General features: G+C 70.4%; 16 protein-coding genes. 5 read left to right on the forward strand and 11 right to left on the reverse strand.

What is annotated here, in order from left to right:
• Positions 1-297 precede the first annotated feature (297 nt).
• The 5 genes from AAHG09_RS04335 to AAHG09_RS04355 all read right to left on the reverse strand — a co-directional run bounded on the left by AAHG09_RS04335 (position 298) and on the right by AAHG09_RS04355 (position 3872).
• On the reverse strand, positions 298-501 hold the full coding sequence (locus AAHG09_RS04335; protein WP_342105632.1) for a Trm112 family protein: 204 nt from the start codon (positions 499-501) through the stop codon (positions 298-300).
• A gap of 12 nt (positions 502-513) precedes the next feature.
• Positions 514-1179, reverse strand: coding sequence for an LON peptidase substrate-binding domain-containing protein (locus AAHG09_RS04340; protein WP_342105633.1), 666 nt, complete (start codon positions 1177-1179; stop codon positions 514-516).
• Positions 1180-1331: 152 nt separating this feature from the next.
• Entirely contained in the window at positions 1332-2246 is a 915-nt protein-coding gene (trxA, locus tag AAHG09_RS04345) for a thioredoxin (RefSeq protein WP_342105634.1), read from the reverse strand.
• Positions 2247-2330: 84 nt separating this feature from the next.
• Positions 2331-2798, reverse strand: coding sequence for a hypothetical protein (locus tag AAHG09_RS04350; RefSeq protein WP_342105635.1), 468 nt, complete (start codon positions 2796-2798; stop codon positions 2331-2333).
• Positions 2799-2894: 96 nt separating this feature from the next.
• Positions 2895-3872, reverse strand: a complete 978-nt coding sequence (locus AAHG09_RS04355) for a glutathione S-transferase family protein (protein ID WP_342105636.1) — start codon at positions 3870-3872, stop codon at positions 2895-2897.
• A gap of 233 nt (positions 3873-4105) precedes the next feature.
• Here AAHG09_RS04355 and AAHG09_RS04360 point away from each other — a divergent pair, with 233 nt between their 5' ends.
• Positions 4106-4330, forward strand: coding sequence for a hypothetical protein (locus AAHG09_RS04360; protein WP_342105638.1), 225 nt, complete (start codon positions 4106-4108; stop codon positions 4328-4330).
• Here AAHG09_RS04360 and AAHG09_RS04365 read toward each other — a convergent pair.
• On the reverse strand, positions 4324-5286 hold the full coding sequence (locus tag AAHG09_RS04365) for an alginate O-acetyltransferase AlgX-related protein (protein ID WP_342105639.1): 963 nt from the start codon (positions 5284-5286) through the stop codon (positions 4324-4326). The genes AAHG09_RS04360 and AAHG09_RS04365 overlap by 7 nt on opposite strands.
• Before the next feature lie 73 nt (positions 5287-5359).
• Between AAHG09_RS04365 and AAHG09_RS04370 the strand changes: the two genes are divergently transcribed.
• The 4 genes from AAHG09_RS04370 (at position 5360) to AAHG09_RS04385 (ending at position 9505) form a co-directional block, all read left to right on the forward strand.
• Positions 5360-6481, forward strand: a complete 1122-nt coding sequence (locus AAHG09_RS04370) for an SPL family radical SAM protein (RefSeq protein ID WP_342105640.1) — start codon at positions 5360-5362, stop codon at positions 6479-6481.
• A gap of 25 nt (positions 6482-6506) precedes the next feature.
• Positions 6507-7025 carry a 2'-5' RNA ligase family protein gene (locus AAHG09_RS04375; protein ID WP_342105641.1) on the forward strand — a complete coding sequence of 173 codons (519 nt, stop codon included), beginning with the start codon at positions 6507-6509 and terminating at the stop codon, positions 7023-7025.
• A gap of 307 nt (positions 7026-7332) precedes the next feature.
• Positions 7333-8091 (forward strand): phosphatase PAP2 family protein, encoded by a 759-nt coding sequence (locus AAHG09_RS04380; RefSeq protein WP_342105642.1) that lies wholly within the window; start codon positions 7333-7335, stop codon positions 8089-8091.
• 106 nt (positions 8092-8197) lie between these two features.
• Positions 8198-9505 carry a Gfo/Idh/MocA family protein gene (locus AAHG09_RS04385; protein ID WP_342105643.1) on the forward strand — a complete coding sequence of 436 codons (1308 nt, stop codon included), beginning with the start codon at positions 8198-8200 and terminating at the stop codon, positions 9503-9505.
• Positions 9506-9527: 22 nt separating this feature from the next.
• Here AAHG09_RS04385 and AAHG09_RS04390 read toward each other — a convergent pair whose 3' ends face one another.
• The 5 genes from AAHG09_RS04390 to flgG are packed head-to-tail and all read right to left on the reverse strand — an operon-like array spanning position 9528 to position 13133.
• A complete protein-coding gene (locus tag AAHG09_RS04390) occupies positions 9528-9986 on the reverse strand; it encodes a hypothetical protein (protein ID WP_342105644.1) in 459 nt (152 codons plus the stop codon).
• Positions 9965-10378: a HEPN domain-containing protein gene (locus AAHG09_RS04395; protein WP_342105645.1), complete on the reverse strand. Its 414-nt coding sequence runs from the start codon at positions 10376-10378 to the stop codon at positions 9965-9967. The genes AAHG09_RS04390 and AAHG09_RS04395 overlap by 22 nt, the downstream gene beginning before the upstream one ends.
• A 20-nt stretch (positions 10379-10398) precedes the next feature.
• Complete coding sequence (gene flgH / locus AAHG09_RS04400) at positions 10399-11148, reverse strand: flagellar basal body L-ring protein FlgH (RefSeq protein ID WP_342105646.1); 750 nt, start codon at positions 11146-11148, stop codon at positions 10399-10401.
• A gap of 33 nt (positions 11149-11181) precedes the next feature.
• On the reverse strand, positions 11182-12318 hold the full coding sequence (gene flgA / locus AAHG09_RS04405; protein ID WP_342105647.1) for a flagellar basal body P-ring formation chaperone FlgA: 1137 nt from the start codon (positions 12316-12318) through the stop codon (positions 11182-11184).
• A 23-nt stretch (positions 12319-12341) separates the two neighbouring features.
• On the reverse strand, positions 12342-13133 hold the full coding sequence (flgG, locus tag AAHG09_RS04410) for a flagellar basal-body rod protein FlgG (protein WP_342105648.1): 792 nt from the start codon (positions 13131-13133) through the stop codon (positions 12342-12344).
• Positions 13134-13144 lie beyond the last annotated feature (11 nt).

A 13144-nucleotide genomic window follows, 5' to 3' on the forward strand; every position in this document is an offset into this window, starting at 1 on the left:
CGACACGGTAAGATGATGGCCGCCGGAGATGTCCGGCGAGATCAGACCTTATAGTCAGATCGGGCCGGAAAGTCGACCCGTGGCGATCCGATGCTTGGCCATATCCTGGAGGGGCACAGAGCGTTGCTTGGGCTCAGGCGGTCGGATCGGATCTGAAATTCGAGGGCTGCTTGGCGGGGTCCGCCTCACCGATCGGCACTGGGGCGATGCGACGTCGCCGTGCGTCCCCTCCCCCGCAGAGGGGGGAGGGAGAGGCGCCGGCAGCCGCCCTTTTCCCTTGGCAAATGCCCGACGCCCTCAATCCAGCGGCCGGGCCTCTTCCGGCAGCATGATCGGGATGCCGTCGCGGATCGGGTAGGCGAGCTTGGCGGAGCGGCTGATCAGCTCCTGGCGGGCGGAATCGTATTCCAGCGTGCCCTTGGTCAGAGGGCAGACCAGGATCTCCAGGAGCTTCGGGTCGACGCGGGTCGCCTCGACGGGGGCTGTCAGCTCGTTGCTCATCGTGCGTGAAACCTACTGCATCGTCGATTCGGGGCCGGCGCCGCGAATCAGTTCCATCTGGGTGACCGCGATCAGGATCTCCGCCCGGGTCTTCAGGTCGGGCGCCTCCAGCATCGCCTGCTTCTCGCGGACGCCGAACGGGCTCATCATGCAGAGGGCGTTGACCAGCGCCTCGTCGGGCGCTTCGTCGATCCCCGCCCAGTCCACCTTCAGGTCGTTCGACTCCACGAAGTCGCGCAAGGCCTTCAGCACGCCCGCGCGGTCGACATGCTCCTCGCCCGCCCGGGGTTCGAAGTCCACCGCGAAGGTGTCGTAGGAGACGTGGCAGCGCCGATACAGACTGGTGGAGGCCAGCTCGCTCTCGACCCGGAAGCGGCTGATTCCGGTGAGCGAGACCAAGTAGCGGCCGTCGCCGGTCTCGGCATATTGCGTGATGCGGCCGGCGCAGCCCACGCGGTAGAGCTTCGGGTTCGCGGCGCCCGAGCCCTCCGGGTCGGGCTGGATCATCCCGATGACCCGGTCGGTCCGCATCGCGTCGTCGATCATCGCCAGATAGCGGGGCTCGAAGATGTTCAGCGGCATCTGCCCCCGCGGCAGCAGCAGCGCCCCCGACAGGGGGAAGACCGGGATCACCGCGGGGCAATCCGCCGGGCCCTTGTAGCTCGCATGGGTGCTCATGGCGCCTCCCAGAGGGGCCAGGATGGCGCCCGATCGCCGTGCGATCGGGCTGCCGTCCCAGGGCCTTGCTTTGCCGCGCTCTCTCACGCCGAACCGGGGCCCGGTTGGGCGGAGAGCGCTGTGACGGGTGGCGCGGGACGCGAGCCGGCGCCTTAGGAGAACAGGAGCGCCGAAAGCTTGCGTCGCCCGCGGATCGTGTCGGGATCCATCACGCCCCAGGCCTCGAAGAATTGCAGGAGCTGCTTGCGCGCGCCGTCCTCGTTCCAGTCCTTGTCGCGCTTGCGCAGCTCGATCAGCTGATCGACCGCCTGTCCGCGCTCGCCCCGGGCGGCCAGCGCCAGGGCGAGGTCGAACCGGGCCTGATGGGCGTCCGGATCGGCCTCCACCGCCCGCTGCAGGCCCGCGAGGTCGCCCAGCGAGGCGGCCTGCTCGGCCAGCTCCAGGGCGGCGCGGATGCCGGCGAGCGCCGGGTCGTTGGCCTTGGCCTCCGGCACCATCGCCAGGACCTGCTTGGCGTTCTCGACCTCGCCGGCATCGAGCTGCATCTTGGCGAGGCCGGCCAGGGCCGGGACGTTGTCGGGCTGCTGCTCCAGGATCGCAGCGTAGATTTCGGAGGCACCCGCGAGGTCGCCCTCCTCGATCAAGGCCGTCGCGTCGGCGAGTGCGGCCTCGATCGGATCCTGGACCGGCCCGGCCACGCGCCCGATCAGCTCCTTGATCTGGCTCTCCGGCACCGCGCCCATGAAGCCGTCGACCGGCTGGCCCTTCTGGAAGACGATGACCGCGGGAATCGACTGGATGCCGAGCTGGCCCGCGATCGAGGGGTGCTCGTCGATGTTCATCTTGACCAGGGCGACGGCGCCCGCGGCCTCCTTGACGACCTTCTCCAGCACCGGCGTGAGCTGCTTGCAGGGCCCGCACCAGGGCGCCCAGAAGTCGACCAGAACGGGCCGGTGCATCGACTCGGCGATCACATCCTGGCGGAAGCTCGCAGTGGTCGTGTCCTTGATCAGGGAGCCGGTGTCGCTGGCCGGCGGCGTGCCTCCGGCGAGGGTGTCGTTGAGCATCGGTCTGGCTTCGGAACCTTTTTGCTGGAGCCGCTTAAATGGGGCTTCCGAGGCCGTCTGACCAGTCCGGACTCGCCGTCCTCCTCAGCGTGTCGGTGCGGCGGCCGGCGTGCCCGCGGCGGCCTTGGCGGCGGTCACGAAGGTCCCCGCGAAGGGGCGCCCGTCGGCCGCGCTCGCCTCGCAGGTGATCGCCGTGCGCCCCGGTTCCGGTGTGGAGAACCGGCAGGCGCCGATCGCCAGGGTCGGGGCGGCGTCCTTGCCGATGGTCACGACGTTGATCGGCTGCAGCGGATCGGTCTCCTCGGTGGCCTCCTGCTGGGCGCCGTTGCCGCTGAAGCTGAGGGTCTGACCGTCCGCGGTGGTGAAGTCGAAGCTCGTGCGGTTGCGGCTGACCGCGTTGGTGAGGACCGGGCTGCAGGACGCGCTCAGATCCTGCGTGCCGATGACGAGCTTCTCGCAGGTCCCCTCCAGTCGCAGCGCCGCCTGGGCGTGCGCGGAGGCGGGCAGGCCGACGAGGGCGCAGAACAGGGCGAGGCGCAGGCTTGTCGTCATGGCGTTTGGGGCATCCTCCGATTGCAGGCCGAACTAGGCCCCGCGCGCCGGCCGTCGAGGGCCACGGTCTCGCGGACGGCCGTCGGGCCGCCGGCCTTAACTTGTGAATCGCAGGGCCCGGTCGTTCGGCGCGGAGAAGTCGAGCTCCGGCCCCAGCGGCACGATCCCGGTCGGATTGATGGTCGGGTGGCTCTCGTAATAGTGCCGCTTGATGTGCGTGAGGTTCACGGTCGGCGCGACCCCCGGGAGCGCGTAGAGGTCGCGCAGGTAGTTCGACAGGTTGGGGTAGTCCGCGATCCGGCGCCTGTTGCACTTGAAGTGACCGACATAGACCGCGTCGAACCGCACCAGCGTGGTGAACAGGCGGACATCCGCCTCGGTCAGCCTTTCGCCGCAGAGGTAGCGGCCGCGATCGAGGCGCGCCTCCAGGGTATCGAGTTCCGCGAACAGGGCCTCGAAGGCATCGGCGTAGGCCGCCTGCGCGGTGGCGAAGCCCGCCTTGTAGACGCCGTTGTTCACCCGGTCGTAGATGCGGGCGTTCAGCGCGTCGATCTCAGGCCGCAGGTCCTCGGGATAGAGGTCGGGCCCGGAGCCGCCGAAGGCGCCGTTCAGCATCCGCAGGATCTCGGCGGATTCGTTCGACACGATGGTGGCGCGCTGCCGGTCCCAGAGCACCGGCACCGTCACGCGGCCTGTATAGGTCGGCTCGGCCGCCAGATAGACCTCGTACAGGCGCCGTGCGCCGTGGATCGGGTCCGGCGTCGCGCCCGGCGTGTCGCCGAACACCCAGCCCTCCGCGCCCATATGCGGATCGACCACCGAGACGCCGATCGCGTCCTCCAAGCCTTTGAGGGCGCGGCCGATCAGGGTGCGGTGGGCCCAGGGGCAGGCCAGCGAGACGTAGAGGTGGTAGCGGCCGGGCTCCGCGGGAAAACCGCCCTCCCCCGACGGCCCGGGCGATCCATCGGCCGTGACCCAGTTGCGGAAGCTCGAGGCCTTCCGCTCGAAGCGGCCGCCCGTGGAGGCGGTGTCGTACCACTGGTCGCGCCAGACGCCGTCTACCAGAAGGCCCATCGTCGTATCCCGTCCGCGAACGATCCCAGGCTCAGATGGGTCGCGCGGCGTTTGCGGGAAGACGCCGGTGTGCATCGTCCCCTGCGCGATGCGTTCCCGCCGGCCCGCGATTCCTGCGCAAGGCAGGCTTGCACGCGCCCTTCTGTTGCAGTGCAGCAAAATCCGTCATCTCTTCTCCATCGTCAGTCGCGACCGGACGGATCGGTCGCGCGGAATCGCGTTGGAGGTGAGTGATGTCGTTCGCGCTGGTGCCCGTCGCTGAGGCGGCCCTGTTCACGTTCGGATGCCTGGTGATCCACGCTCTGAGACGCCACGCGGACGTGGTCACGGCGACGCTGGCCTGCCTCGTCACCCTCCTGGTCCTGATGATCGGCATCGCCTGCGCGCCGGAATCCTTCGCCAAGTACCAAGCGGCCAGCATCGGCGACTTCACCCCCATGGACACGGCGATCTACTGATCGGGCGCCGTCCGCGGCTTCAGGCCACGCTGCCGGATCTGCGCGAGGCGCCCGCCCGTCCCGCGCTGGCCCGCGACCGCGACGTCGAAATCGTCCTTCGGCAGGCGCGCCAGGAACCGCTCCGCCACTTCGAACAGCAGGATGTCGGGGCGCACGCGCTCGATGTAGGGCCAGTCGAGGCCCGCCGACCAGATGAAGTGAACCTCGCAGAAGCTCTCGGCGAGGAGCCCGGTCAGCATGAACGGGTCGAAATGCGCGCAGGAATCGCCGAACAGGACGAGGCGGCGCGGATCGGCGGTCGGCGCATCGTTCCGGTAGACGACATGCGCGCCGACATGCACCTCCCGGTCGCGCCCCTCCGCCTCGTAGGCGGCGAGAAGCGGCCCGGTCTCGACCCGGCGTGAGTCGCGCTGCAGCCCGAACCGCTCGATGTGTTCCCGCGGCCGCTCGCGCAGCTTCTCGCCGAGATCCATCAGCTCGTCCGAGACGATCCGCGGGCGGGCGCCGATATCGGCGGGCGGGACGGCCCCGAGCACCCGCATGATCGCGCGATAGGCCAGCAGGCAGCCCTGCGCGGTCCAGTGCGTGTCGGTGCGCAGGTAGAGCGGCACCGGCCCGTTCCGGGCGGCCCGGAGCGGAGCCAGTAGATCGAGATAGGAGGGGTTGCGTGCCAGGAGCCGCGCGAGGCGGCGGGTCGAGGCCTTGGCCGGATCGTAGCGCAGGCCGTCGGTCCGGTCGTCATAGACCGACAGCTTCTCCGGCACGATCACGTGGAGGCAGCGGATGCCCAGGCGCTCCGCGCGCCGGGCGCGGGCCCGGATCAGCCGCGCCCAGCTCCGCAGCAGGAGCCAGTGCCGCAGGCCGCCGCGATAGCGGTCCAGGACGCGGTTGGTCCCCCCGATGAGAAACAACCAGCCGTCACGGCCGACATGAACGCTCTCCCTGCCTGCAGACATGGCGGTGCTTTAGCCGCACCGCGCCCGGGCGACTAGGGCGGACCCGCTCCGTGCGGCTGCGCGTTCGACAGGGATGTCGTCCGCCCCCGCCCTGGCCTTCGAAGATCCCGTCGACCCGCCGGTCGAAGCATCACGCCCGTCCCGCCTGTGGCGTCCGCGCCGGGTCCTGGTGACGCCGGCGGCGCTGGAGCACGAACACGGCCGGGCGATGCTGGCGTGCGCCGAGGCGCTGGGCCTGGCCGTCGAGCGCCTGTCGGCCAACCGCCTGCCGAGCCCGCGCGAACCGGACCCGCGCCGCGCCTACACGGCCGCCAAGGCGACCCTCGCGCTCACGGTGGCGCCGCCGACGAAGCTGCGGCTCCAGCCGATCCCGCCCTCGGCCGACTGGCGCTTCGACCTCGCCGAGGGCTGCCCGGCCCATTGCCAGTACTGCTACCTCGCGGGCTCGCTCCAGGGGCCGCCGGTGACCCGGGCCTACGCCAATCTCGACGCGATCCTCGGCAATCTCGAATCCTATGCCGGTCGCGGCGCCGTGACTTCGGCCTCGGCCGAGCGGGCGCAGGAGGGGACCACCTTCGAGGCCTCCTGCTACACCGATCCGCTGGGGATCGAGCACCTCACCGGCTCGCTCTCGGCGGCGATCCGGCATTTCGGGGCCTGGGACGCACCGGTGCAGCTGCGCTTCACCACCAAGTTCGCCGCGGTCGGACCACTCCTCGACCTGCCGCACAATCGGCGCACGCGCATCCGGTTCTCGGTCAACGCCCGGCCGGCGGCCCGCTACGAGGGCGGCACCGACACCCTCGACGCGCGGCTCTCCGCGCTCGGCCAGATGGCGCGGGCGGGTTACCCCGTGGGGCTGACGATCGCGCCCATCCTGCCGGTGCCGGACTGGGAAGCAGCCTATGCCGGGCTGATCCGCGACGCCGCCGACGTGCTCGCCGGCGCGCCCGATCTCGACCTGACCGTGGAACTCATCACGCACCGCTTCACCCCTGGCTCGAAGGCGGTGCTGCGCGGCTGGTATCCGGGCTCGGACCTGCCCCTCGACGAGGCCGAGCGCGTGGAGAAGCGCACCAAGTTCGGCTCGGTGAAGCACGTCTTCCCGAAGCCGCTGATGCAGGCGATGCGCGGCCATCTCACCGCCTGCCTCGCCCGGGACCTGCCGGCGGCGCGGGTGCTGTACTGGACCTGAGGGCCGCGGGCGCCATCTCGGCGGGATGCAAGACGCAGCCCCCCTGATCCTCACCCTCGCCTTCGACGCGCCGACCTTCGCCCGCTTCGACGGCGAGCGGCGCCGGTATTTCCCGGACACGTTGAACTTCATCCCGGCCCACGCGACCCTGTTCCACCACCTGCCGGGGGACCGGGAGCGCGGCGTCATCGAGGCCATCACGGCCCTCGCCCGGACGCTGCCGCCCCCGGAGGTCGCGGTGACGGGAATCCGCTTCACCGGCCGCGGCGTCGCCTACGCCCTCGAATCGGAGGCCCTGGCGGGGTTCCGCAGCCGCCTCGCGAAGACGTTCGAGCCGTATCTCACCGCGCAGGACCGGCAGGGCTGGCGCCCGCACGTGACGGTGCAGAACAAGGTCGACCCCGTGACGGCGCGGGCGCTCCACGCCGACCTCCAGGCGGGCTTCGCGCCGTTCCGCTTCACGGCCCCGGCGACGCTGCTGTGGCGTTATCTGAGGGGGCCGTGGGAGGACGTCGCCCGGCTGCCCTTCGGGGAGAACGCGTGATGGTCCCTGCCTCGCGCTCCGACGATGTTTGCCGCCCTTCGCAGGTCTTCCGCGCCAGTGACAGCGCGCGACAGGCCCCCTCTCCCGTGCGGGAGAGGGTATGGGTGAGGGAGGAGAACTCACCGGATGGAGCGCGTCATCAACGGGCGTTCAGACCGAGCCTTTTCCGGAACGTTGTCGTCCCTTACCCGGCTTTCTGCGAACGCAGACCCCTCCCGCTCGGGAGAGGGGACCCACGCCTCATCCTAAAGCCGCAGGGGCGATACCGAGCCGACCGTCCGATCGCCCGTCGCCCGGAGACCGCGCCGTGAAGGTCCCCGGCACCCTGCGGCACAACCGCCTGATCGAGCCCGCCACGGCCGTGTGGCTGCGGCTGCGCCTCAACGAGGTCGGCCCCCTCGTGGCGCTCCTCGGCCTCAGCATCCTCGGCTACGGGTTCTTCTACCTCGCCCACGAGGTCGGCGAGGGCTCGACGGCGGCCCTCGATCGCCGCATCCTGCTCGCCCTGCGCAACCCCGCCGATCTCTCCGACCCGATCGGGCCACCCTGGCTCGAGGAGACGATGCGCGACATCACCGGCCTCGGCAGCGTCTTCACGGTCCTGTTCCTGACCTGCGCGGTGGCGGCCTATCTAGCGGTCTCCGGCCGTCGAAGGATCGGCCTCTACGTGCTCGCCGCCGTCGGCAGCGGCGAACTGGTCTCCACGGTGCTGAAGCTGTTCTACCAGCGGCCGCGGCCGGACCTCGTGCCGCACGGCATGGAGGTGTTCACCGCGAGCTTCCCCAGCGGCCACGCCACCATGTCGGCCATCGCCTACCTGACGCTCGCCACCCTGGTGGCGCGGGTGGAGCGGAACCGGCCCGCGAAGGCGCTGCTGCTCGGCCTGGGTGTGACCATAACCCTGCTCGTCGGGATCAGCCGGATCTATCTCGGCGTCCACTGGCCGAGCGACGTGCTGGCCGGCTGGTGCATCGGCGCCGCCTGGGCTTGCCTGTGCTGGTTCGTCGCCCTCCAGTTGCAGCGCCGCGGCGAGGTCGAGGCCCCGGATCCGCCGCCCCCGGCGTGACGATGCGACCGGACGAGTCCGGAAACGGCCCGGTGCCGGCGGCGTTGATGGGGCGGACGGCCCCTCCCCCGGCGGCGCCCCACTGATCAGCGACACGGCGAGGCCCATGGCGGACGACGACACACGGCTCTCTCGACGCACCCTGCTGGCCGCGGGCAGTGCCCTGGCAGGCGCGGCGATCGGAGGCAACGGCGCCCAGGCGGCCCCGCCGGCACCGCCCGCGGTCCCGGCCGATACCGGCGCGGTCCAGGGCGGTCGGGTGATGTTCCCGAACTGGCGGGGCTCGGGCGACCGTCCGCCGGCCCCGACCCCCGCCCCGCAGCCTCCGGGCCAGCGCGTGGGCTACTGCGTCGTCGGTCTCGGGCGCCTAAGTCTCGACGAGATCCTTCCCGCCTTCGGCGAAGCCAAGCGCTCGCGGCTCGCCGCGGTGATGTCGGGCTCCCCCGACAAGGCCAAGCTCGTGGCGCGCCAGTACGGCCTGCCCGAGGATGCGGTCTACGGCTACGACGAATGGGATCGGCTGAAGGCCAATCCGGACGTTCACGCGGTCTACGTGGTGACGCCGAACGGCGTGCACCGCGACAACGTCCTGGCGGCCGCGGCGGCCGGCAAGCAGGTGCTCTGCGAGAAGCCGATGGCGGTCTCCTCGCAGGAATGTCGCGACATGATCGCGGCCTGCGCCAAGGCCAACGTCAAGCTGATGATCGCCTATCGCTGCCAGTACGAGCCGCACAACCGCGCGGTGATCCGGCTCGCCCGCACTGGCGAATTCGGCAAGCCGAAGCTGATCCAGGCCTTCAACGGCCAGACCACCGGCCTGCCGGAGCAGTGGCGCCTGCGCAAGGCGCTGGCCGGGGGCGGCTCGCTGCCGGACATCGGCCTCTACTGCCTCAACACGACCCGCGCGGTGCTCGGCGAGGAGCCGGACCAGATTCAGGCGCAGATCCACTCGCCGCCCGACGATCCGAAATACCGCGAGGTCGAGGAGACGGTGAGCTTCACGCTGCGCTTCCCCTCGGGGGTGATCGCGCAGTGCCAGTCGAGCTACGGCGTCTACGAGGCCCGCAGCCTGACGCTGCACACGAGCAATGCCGCGATCGATCTGCAGAACGCCTTCGCCTACCAGGGCCAGCGGCTGTTCGTGGGCCACCGGGACGGCAAGAACGCGGCCCGGGACGAGCGCATCCTGAGCCCGAAGAACCAGTTCGCCCTGGAGATGGACCACTTCTCCCGCTGCGTTCAGGAGAACCTGCGCCCGCGCACCCCCGGCGAGGAGGGTTTGCAGGACCAGGTGCTGATGGAGGCGATCTACGAGGCCGCCCGCACCGGTACCCCGGTGAAGGTCGGCCCGCCCGAGGGCGCCGGCTCGGGCCTCGACGTCACGCGCGGGCCGGAGCCGGAGGAGGCGGGTTGAGGGCGCCGGAAGGTGCCAGAATTTAGGCCACGCGTTTGCGCGGAATGCCCTTCCGCTTCTGACCCGGAGGGCTCGGCGCCACGTCAGACGGGCGCCGGTCGAGGGCCAGATGGAAGAAGAACGCCTTGTCGATGTCGATATGATTCAGCCGAAAGCTCCAGACTTCCCGGACACCTTCCGTCAGCGTTCTCGGCAGAGACGACAGATCGTCGAGAGCCTGCTGCGATGTATTGAAAAAGAATAGGGCGTCACGGTCGATGCAGTCAGAAAAGCCGTCCTGACGAACTGCGTCCGCGAATCTCATGACTGACAGAGGACCATGAACCTGAACGTTGGGGCTCGCGATCCCGAGCATCCAGGTTTCATAGGAGAACTCCCTGAACCACATCGCCGCAGCGACCGGCAGGCCGGCCCGTTCCAGTGCGGCGACGAAGCGGCGGCCGATTTCGATGTCTTCGTCTACCAGTGACGTCTTATCCATGGCATCACACCGGAGGGGCGCCGCACGACGGCGTCGACCATATCGTGCGCCTCCTGCCGTGACCACTCGGCGTAGCGAGCCTCGACTCTCCATTTTGCGACGAGATCCCAAGCCCCGCGAAACGAAGGATCTTGCGCTTCGTCGATCTGCCGCTGGTCGCGCAGTTCGGCGAGCACGACGAGTTTCGACAGGTCGTGGGTGTGGATGTCATTGGCAAATTGCCGAAGCGGCCATGTCCCGCTCCGGAACGAGCGCGCGATCCGCGCCTTGAGCGCGCATTCGACCGCAAGGCCCGCCAGATAATAGGCGTCACTGAAATGACCGGTTGTCAGAAGCGCCCGCGCCGCGCGGAGGTGATCTTCCGCACGCCTCTTCCATGCCTGCCGGTTCATGCGCCAACCGAATCACCGCCTCAGAACGGCAGCAGGATATCCACGATCTGCTGGCCGTAGCGCGGCTGCTGCACGTCGGTGATCTGTCCCCGCCCGCCATAGGCGATGCGGGCCTGGGCGATCTTGGCCGAGTCGATTGTGTTGTCGGATTCGATGTCCTCCGGGCGGACCACGCCGGCCACCACCATCTCGCGGATCTCGAAATTGACCCGGATCTCCTGCTTGCCCTCGACCACGAGGTTGCCGTTGGGCAGCACCTGCGTGACCACCGCGGCGACGTTCGTGGTCACGGTCTCGGCCCGCTGGACCGAGCCGGCGCCGTCGTTGGCGGTCGCCGAGGTGGCGGCGAGCAGCGCCGTGCTGCCGACGCCGAAGGACTTGCCGACCGCGTTGTTCTCCAGCCCCAGGGCGTTCGGCAGGCCGAAGCTCTCGGTGTTGGCCCGGCTCCGCTTGGTCTCGTTGCTGATGTTGGCCTGATCGGTGACGTTGACCTTCACGGTCAGGATGTCGCCGAGCCGGGCGGCGCGCTGGTCCTTGAAGAAGGCGCGCGAGCCGGTGCGCCAGAGCGAGTTCGGCGCGTAGGAGACCGGCTGCACGTCGGGCATCGGCATCCGCACCGGCTTGTAGCCGGGCTGCGTGGTCGGGTCCTCGATCGCCGACAGGGCCGGCGTGGCGCCGACCTGCGAGAGCCGGTCCGCGGTGTTGCAGGCGCCGAGCGCGGCCGTGATCAGCACGGCGGCGAGCGGCTTCAGGGCGGTGCGGTGGGCCATCGGGATACTCTCGAACACGGGCGGAGCGGGCGATCAGCGCAACGAGGCGGTCGCCTGGAGCGGGGCGGTGGCGGAGGCCTGCTGCTGCGGCGCAGGGCCGGGCCCGACCGAGACCCGGCCGGGGCCGATCACGGTCGCCTGCAGGACCTTCTGGGAGGCGGTGTTGACGACGTTGACCACGGCGCCGAGGCGGCCGCCCTGGTTGGCGAGGCCGCGCATCGCGAGGCTGATGCTGGGTGTCTCGTACACGATGGTCACGCTCTCGCCCCGGGCGACGAGTTCGGGCGGGGCGGTGTCGCTGACCCGGAGCACCGTGCCGGCCGCGAGCGTATGCTGGGCGACCTCGCCGACCGCCCCCGCGCTCGCCTGGGCATCCGCCGGCACGGCGTCGCGCGGCCGGCGCTCGAGGCTGAAATCGCCCGCCTTCATCGTCTCGCCGCGCTCGAGGGAGCGGGTGAGCACCGCCACGTCGCGCATCTCGAGGACGATTCCGGTGACGCGCAGGGAAGCCTGCCGCTCGCCGATGCTGACGAGGCCGGCCACCCGGCGGGAGCGCGGATCGTAGGTCAGGTCGAGGGCCGTCGCCTGGCCCGCTAGATCGGCCGGGGCCAGCAGGGTCGGGCCCTCGCCGTCGAAGCGGATCGCGACGTTGGCCGGGGCGAGGCCGTAGCCGGTCTCCAGCCCGCGCTTGAGCGCAGCCTCGATCTCGGGCGGCCCGATGCGGCGGGCGGCGCGCTGGACGGCGATCTGCATCCGGCCGCCGGTCTCCAGGCCGGCGAGGCCGAGGGCTGTGGCGGCCTCGACGATCCGGCGGCTCTGGATCGTCCCGGTCGCCCCGAGGGCCGGCGCGCGGAACAGCGGCCGCCCGGCGAGGCCGTCCGGCGCGCCCTCCACGAGGTCGGCCAGCGTGAGCACGTCGCCGCGGGCGGTGACATCGCCGCGCAGGCGCAGGCCCTCGGCACGCGCCATGGCGGGAATCGCCAGCGCGCCGAGCGTCGCGAAGGCCAGCACGGCCAGCACGGTGCGGAGCACCACCGCCATGCCGAGGGGGGCGACCCGCGGGCGGTGCCGACGGACGATCGGGCTGAGGTCGCTCTCGTCCGCCGTGGTGCTGACCAGCGGCAGGACGGAAGGCTCGAAGGCGGAATCGGGATGCGGACCGGCATACATCGTCGGGACTCTCGGCGGCGCGCTTAGCTGCGGAACATCTGCGAGGCGGTGGAGAGCATCTGGTCGGCGGCGGTGACGACCTTCGAGTTCATCTCGTAGGCCCGCTGCGCCGCGATCAGGGACGAGATCTCCGTCACGGCGTTCACGTTGGCCTCTTCGAGGTAGCTCTGCTGGAGGTTGCCGAAGCCCTCCGAGCCCGGTAGCGCGCTGATCGCCGGGCCGGAGGCGGCGGTCTCGACGAACAGGTTGTCGCCGATCGATTCCAGGCCGACCTTGTTGATGAAGCGCGAGAGCTGGAACTGGCCGAGCGCCTGGGGGGCCGTCTGGCCCGGCAGCGTCGCCTGCACGGCGCCCGTCGCGCTGATCGTCACCGAGGTGGCGGTCTGCGGCACGGTGATGGCCGGATCGAGCAGGTAGCCGTCGCGGGTGACGAGCTGGCCCGAGGCCGAGAGGTCGAAGGAGCCGTCCCGCGTGTAGCCGGTGCGGCCGTCCGGCATCGTCACCCGGTAGAAGCCCTCGCCGCGGATGGCGACGTCGTAATCCTTCTCGGTCGAGGTGAGCGTACCCTGCGACATCACCCGGGCGGTCGAGGTCGTCTTCACGCCCGAGCCGATCGCCAGCCCCGCCGGGAGCTGCGTGTTCTGCTCGGAGGTCGAGGAGCCGGCCCGGCGCAGGTTCTGGTAGAGCAGATCCTGGAAGTGCACCTGCTGGCGCTTGTAGCCGGTGGTACGCAGGTTCGCGATGTTGTTGGAGATGACCTGGACGTTCAGTTCCTGGGCCGCCATGCCGGTGGCGGCGGAGTAGAGGGCGCGCATCGCTCGAAGCC

Source organism: Methylobacterium guangdongense (assembly GCF_038442355.1).
Classification (GTDB): domain Bacteria; phylum Pseudomonadota; class Alphaproteobacteria; order Rhizobiales; family Beijerinckiaceae; genus Methylobacterium; species Methylobacterium guangdongense.

Coding starts and splice junctions, on each gene's coding strand:
- AAHG09_RS04335 (WP_342105632.1), bottom strand. CDS start 501: ATGAGCAACGAGCTGACAGCCCCCGTCGAGGCGACCCGCGTCGACCCG.
- AAHG09_RS04340 (WP_342105633.1), bottom strand. CDS start 1,179: ATGAGCACCCATGCGAGCTACAAGGGCCCGGCGGATTGCCCCGCGGTG.
- trxA (WP_342105634.1), bottom strand. CDS start 2,246: ATGCTCAACGACACCCTCGCCGGAGGCACGCCGCCGGCCAGCGACACC.
- AAHG09_RS04350 (WP_342105635.1), bottom strand. CDS start 2,798: ATGACGACAAGCCTGCGCCTCGCCCTGTTCTGCGCCCTCGTCGGCCTG.
- AAHG09_RS04355 (WP_342105636.1), bottom strand. CDS start 3,872: ATGGGCCTTCTGGTAGACGGCGTCTGGCGCGACCAGTGGTACGACACC.
- AAHG09_RS04360 (WP_342105638.1), top strand. CDS start 4,106: ATGTCGTTCGCGCTGGTGCCCGTCGCTGAGGCGGCCCTGTTCACGTTC.
- AAHG09_RS04365 (WP_342105639.1), bottom strand. CDS start 5,286: ATGTCTGCAGGCAGGGAGAGCGTTCATGTCGGCCGTGACGGCTGGTTG.
- AAHG09_RS04370 (WP_342105640.1), top strand. CDS start 5,360: ATGTCGTCCGCCCCCGCCCTGGCCTTCGAAGATCCCGTCGACCCGCCG.
- AAHG09_RS04375 (WP_342105641.1), top strand. CDS start 6,507: ATGCAAGACGCAGCCCCCCTGATCCTCACCCTCGCCTTCGACGCGCCG.
- AAHG09_RS04385 (WP_342105643.1), top strand. CDS start 8,198: ATGGCGGACGACGACACACGGCTCTCTCGACGCACCCTGCTGGCCGCG.
- AAHG09_RS04390 (WP_342105644.1), bottom strand. CDS start 9,986: ATGGATAAGACGTCACTGGTAGACGAAGACATCGAAATCGGCCGCCGC.
- AAHG09_RS04395 (WP_342105645.1), bottom strand. CDS start 10,378: ATGAACCGGCAGGCATGGAAGAGGCGTGCGGAAGATCACCTCCGCGCG.
- flgH (WP_342105646.1), bottom strand. CDS start 11,148: ATGGCCCACCGCACCGCCCTGAAGCCGCTCGCCGCCGTGCTGATCACG.
- flgA (WP_342105647.1), bottom strand. CDS start 12,318: ATGTATGCCGGTCCGCATCCCGATTCCGCCTTCGAGCCTTCCGTCCTG.
- flgG (WP_342105648.1), bottom strand. CDS start 13,133: ATGCGCGCCCTCTACTCCGCCGCCACCGGCATGGCGGCCCAGGAACTG.